This window comes from Mesorhizobium sp. M7A.F.Ca.CA.002.04.1.1 (assembly GCF_004022805.1).
Lineage (GTDB): Bacteria > Pseudomonadota > Alphaproteobacteria > Rhizobiales > Rhizobiaceae > Mesorhizobium > Mesorhizobium ciceri.
The window spans coordinates 1-4,795 of record NZ_RZPL01000447.1 but is presented as its reverse complement, the minus strand read 5'-3'; the positions used below and the strand labels follow the sequence as shown (position 1 = coordinate 4,795).

Genomic DNA, 4,795 nt, shown 5'->3' with positions numbered 1-4,795 from the left:
GTGGATGACCATGGTCATGGGGCAGCCGGGCTTCTTCAAGCCGCGCAATCCTAACCCCTGGATGGAGCAGCCCGGCGCCGAGGGCGCCACCAGCTTCTACGACACGGCCGAGCTGAAGGAGACGCTGCAAAGCCTGATCGACTTCGACATCCTCAACGACGGCAAGAAGCGGTTGAGCGTCGGCGCGGTCAACGTCCGGACCGGCAACTTCGTCTATTTCGACACCGACAAGGTCCGCATCGAACCGGAGCACATCATGGCCAGCGGCGCGCTGCCGCCGGCGTTCCCGTCGATCCGCATCGAAGGCGAATATTACTGGGACGGCGGCATCGTCTCCAACACGCCGCTGCAATATCTGCTCGACCAGGAAGAGGACCGTTCCTCGCTGGTTTTCCAGGTCGACCTGTTCAGCGCGCGAGGCGTCCTGCCGCGCAGCATGCCGGACGTGCTGTCGCGCCACAAGGACATCATGTATTCAAGCCGCACACGGCAAAACACCGACAATTTCAAACGCATCCACGGTCTCAAGATGCGCCTGCTCGATGCACTGAAACGGGTGCCGAAGGAGTTGCGGACGCCGGCCGAGGAAGCGCTGATCGAGGACTATTCGGACGCCGGCACCGTCAACATCGTGCACCTGATCTATCAGCACAAGGGCTATGAGGGTCACGCCAAGGACTATGAGTTCTCAGGCACCTCGATGCGCGAGCATTGGGAGACAGGGTTGGAGGACACGCAGCGCACCTTGCGCCATCGTGAGTGGCTGACGATGCCGACCAATGTCGACGGTGTGGCCATCCATGACCTGCATCGCGAAGACCCGACGTAGCCAGGCCGGTTATGCCCAACGGTTCAGCGTTGTTGGCCAGGATTCGTTTGAACGGCCATCGCCAACGCTCGAGATTGGCCGACGCCTCCAAACTTCGTCATCCTTGGGCGAAGCAGGAGCGAAGCTCCGTCGCGGAGACCCTGGGATCCATGCCGTGACCTTTGCCACGGAGTGCAGCGGAGCAGAATTCTGCACCGCGGCAACGCTCAGGAGTCGCGGCATGGATCCTATGGTCTGCGCCGCGTCGCTTCGCTCCCTGCTCCGCCACAGGATGACGAAGCGAAAGGCGTTTCGGCAATTTCCTAGGCATGTTCCACGTCAACAGAAACGAATACGTCTTCACCCCTTGAACGCAGTGCTCACTTAAAGAAAAAAGGCAGCGCCGGTCACCCGGCGCTGCCTTTTGTTCGGAAGCTTACGCTCGGCTCAGAACACCTGGCGGAAGATGATGAACAGCACGAAGGCCAGCGTGATCGAGCACGGCAGCGTCAGCACCCAGGCAAGCAGCAGATTGCGCACCGTCGCCCATTGCAGCCCCGAACCGTTCGCCGCCATCGTTCCGGCAACGCCCGACGACAGCACATGAGTCGTCGACACCGGCAGTCCCAGCCGATCGGCCATGCCGATGGTCACCATCGCCACGAGTTCGGCCGCCGCACCCTGGCCGTAGGTCAGATGGCTCTTGCCGATCTTCTCGCCGACCGTGACGACGATGCGTTTCCAGCCGACCATGGTGCCGAGGCCGAGCGCCAGCGCGACGGCGACCTTCACCCAGATCGGGATGAACTTCGTCGCGTTGTCGACGGCCTTGTGATAGTCGGTGACCGCTTTCAGATCGGCCGCCTCCATCGGCAGCAGCTGCTTCTTGTCGATCAGCTTGAGCGCTTCGCCGATCAAATAGATGTCGTTGCGGGCGTTGCTGACCAGATCGGTCGGCACCGTCTCGACCGAGGCATAGGGCTGCAGGCCAGCCGTCGTGTTGTGGATGTAGGTCTGCAGCGCAACCGTCGTCTGGTCGCTCCATGTCCTGGTGCGCACGGCATCCTGGACGGCGGCCTTGGCATCGGCGACGGTGACGCCGGGCTTGGCATATTTGCCCAGCGCCGTTTCGACGCTGACCGAAGCAGACTTGTAGGCTTCGAGATAGTTGATGTCGGGGGTGCGGTTCAGCGCATACGCCGTCGGCACGACGCCGATCAGGATCAGCATGATCAGGCCCATGCCCTTCTGTCCGTCATTGGAGCCGTGCGCAAAGCTGACGCCGGTGCAGGTGAAGATGAGCAGGCCACGGATCCACCATGGCGGCGGCGTGTTGCCCTTCGGCGCCTCGTAGAGCGCCGGATTGCGCACCAGCAGCTTCATTACATAGAGCAGGATCGCCGCGGCGAAGAAGCCGATGATCGGCGACACCAGCAGGGTGACGCCGACATTGGTCGCCTGCGACCAGTCGACGCCGCTGGTGGCGCTGCCGGCGGGCGCCATGAACTGGTTGGCAAGGCCGACGCCGATGATCGAACCGACCATCGTGTGCGAGCTCGACGCCGGCAGTCCGAGGAACCAGGTGCCGAGATTCCACAGGATCGCCGCCACAAGCAGCGCGAACACCATGGCGAAGCCCGAGGACGAGCCGACCTGCAGGATCAGCTCGACCGGCAGCAGCGACAGGATGCCGAAGGCGACCGCGCCGCTGGAGGTGAGAACCCCGAGGAAATTGAAGGCGCCCGACCACATGACGGCGAATTCGGCCGGCATCGAGCGCGTGTAGATGACCGTCGCCACCGCATTGGCGGTGTCATGGAAGCCGTTGACGAACTCGAAGCCGAGCGCGATCAGCAAGGCGATGCCAAGCAGGATCCACGGCACGGTCTTGGCCACCGCAAGATCCTGGCTGAGCGCGTAGCCGACATAGGCGATGCCGACGAGCACCAGCACGCCGAAGGCCGGCAGGAACCACTTCGCGCTGCCCGATTGATCCAGCGGATGATCCGGTCTCGGAATGCCCGCCTCGCTAGAAACTATGTCCACCATGTCCCACTCCAGATGCATTGCAGCAAAGAACTGGGAAGACGCTATGTCCGCACGATGAACCCTGTGTGACGCCGGCGAACGCCGCGTTCACGAACAGGCCTGCCGAAAAGCGGGTGGGCGGCGCCTATTTGGCAATCTCGAGCAGCGACGATACCAACAACTGGCGCTCGTCTTTCGACAGGACATCCGAATCGAAGAGGTTCATGCTGCGCAATCCCTCGATGGCGAGATAGCAGATCAACAGCGATTTGAGATCCGGCGTCTCGCCCTTCAGCCGCTCGAAAAGCTGCCGCTTGAAGGTCTTTATCGGCATCATGAAATCGGGATCCTCGGCGATGGCCGAGAAGATCCAGGACGCCGACGGCTGCTTTTCCTCGCAATCATTGGCCGACAGCCTGATGTAGACGGCCAGGGGATTTTCGTCCTTGTCATTTGTGCTGGCGGCTTCCAGCGCGTGCTCGAACTCGCGCAGATAGCCTTCGACCAAACCTTGCATCAATTTGGCCTTGGTCGGGAAATTGTAGAGGAGCCCTCCCTTCGACACGCCGGCACGGCTGGCGACGGCATCCAGCGACAGGCTGCCTGGTCCGGATTCCCGGGCAACATCAGCCGCCGCGGCGAGAATCTTCTCGCGCGAATTCGGTCTTTGGGCTCTCATGGTGCCTCCCATCGCAAGCTTAGGCCCAATTGACAAGACCGTCCAGACGGTACAGGAAGACCGCCATTATTTGAAATCGGGACCCGCAGTCGGTATGTGTCCCGATATCCGCGCTTCGCGCCGGATTTCGACTGAGGGGACTTCCTTGTTCAAGCGCATACTCCGTATCTTTATCATTGTTCTGGTTCTGGCCCTGCTCGTCGTCGTGGTCGGCGGCATCGTCGGCTTCAACTTCCTGCGCGACAACGGCATCAAGCAGTACTTCGCATCGATGAAGCCGCCGGCGGCAACCGTTTCGACGACCATCGCCAAGCCTTCGGCCTGGACGCCAGGCGTCGAGGCGATCGGCACGGTCAAGGCGGTGCGCGGTGTCGACCTGACGGTCGAGACTACCGGTATCGTCAAGGACATCCTTTTCCATGCCAACCAGAAGGTGGCGGACAATGCGGTTCTGCTGCAACTCGATGACGCCGTCGAGCGCGCCGACCTCGATGCACAGAAGGCGCAGGCCGCGCTAGACCAGACCTCACTTGCCCGCGCCATCGAACTGACCAGGCGTGGCGTTGGCTCCGACTCGACGCTGGACACGGCGCGTGCGGCGGCCTCGGCCTCGGCATCCCAAGTCACCAAGCTGCAGGCCGTGCTCGACCAGAAGCAGCTGACGGCGCCTTTCGGCGGCACGGTGGGTATCCCGAAGATCGATGTCGGCCAGTATCTGGCGCCCGGCACCGCCGTGGTGACATTGCAGGACCTCGACACGATGCGGGTCGATTTCACGGTTCCCGAACAGCAACTCGCCTTGCTCAAGATCGGCCAGACGATTCGATTGGGCTTTGGCGGCGAGGACAGGCCATTCGCAGGCGCCATTCGTGGCATAGACCCGAAGATCGACTCGTCCAGCCGGCTGGTGAACATCCGGGCGGAAGTCGCCAATCCCGATGGCAAGCTGACCCCCGGCCAGTTCGTGCAGGTGCGTGTCGAGCTGCCCGAAGAGCAGAACGTGCTGACCCTGCCGCAGACGGCGCTGACGACAAGTCTCTATGGCGACTACATCTTCGTGGTGCAGCCAGCCAAGCCCGCCGAGACAGCGCCAGCTGCCAAGCCGGAGGAAAAACCCGCTGCGCCGGCAGCCGACAAATCGGCTGACGCCAAGCCTGCGGACACCAAGCCGGCCGATGCCATGAAGCCGGCGGCTGATGCAGCCAAGCCTGCCGCCGATGCGGCAAAGCCAACTGACAAGGCTGCCGATGGGGCCAAGCCGGCGGCGGAAGGTGACAAGC

At 62.5% G+C, this 4,795-nt stretch carries 4 protein-coding genes; 2 read left to right on the top strand and 2 right to left on the bottom strand.

The features are described 5' to 3' along the window. The coding region (locus tag ENZ75_RS21310; protein ID WP_128278291.1) for a DUF3734 domain-containing protein at positions 1-829 on the top strand (829 nt) is incomplete at its 5' end. A gap of 426 nt (positions 830-1,255) precedes the next feature. Here ENZ75_RS21310 and ENZ75_RS21305 read toward each other — a convergent pair. Both ENZ75_RS21305 and ENZ75_RS21300 read right to left on the bottom strand, forming a co-directional pair. Beyond that, a complete protein-coding gene (locus tag ENZ75_RS21305; protein ID WP_063170349.1) occupies positions 1,256-2,857 on the bottom strand; it encodes an inorganic phosphate transporter in 1,602 nt (533 codons plus the stop codon). A 124-nt stretch (positions 2,858-2,981) separates the two neighbouring features. Next, positions 2,982-3,515 (bottom strand): TetR/AcrR family transcriptional regulator, encoded by a 534-nt coding sequence (locus ENZ75_RS21300; protein WP_024503025.1) that lies wholly within the window; start codon positions 3,513-3,515, stop codon positions 2,982-2,984. 145 nt (positions 3,516-3,660) lie between these two features. On the opposite strand from ENZ75_RS21300, the gene ENZ75_RS21295 reads away from it, so the two are divergent. Beyond that, the coding region (locus ENZ75_RS21295; RefSeq protein WP_127232103.1) for an efflux RND transporter periplasmic adaptor subunit at positions 3,661-4,795 on the top strand (1,135 nt) is incomplete at its 3' end.

Excerpts from the sequence above, each read along its gene's own strand:
- ENZ75_RS21305 (WP_063170349.1), bottom strand. The coding sequence starts at position 2,857 with ATGGTGGACATAGTTTCTAGCGAGGCGGGCATTCCGAGACCGGATCAT.
- ENZ75_RS21300 (WP_024503025.1), bottom strand. The coding sequence starts at position 3,515 with ATGAGAGCCCAAAGACCGAATTCGCGCGAGAAGATTCTCGCCGCGGCG.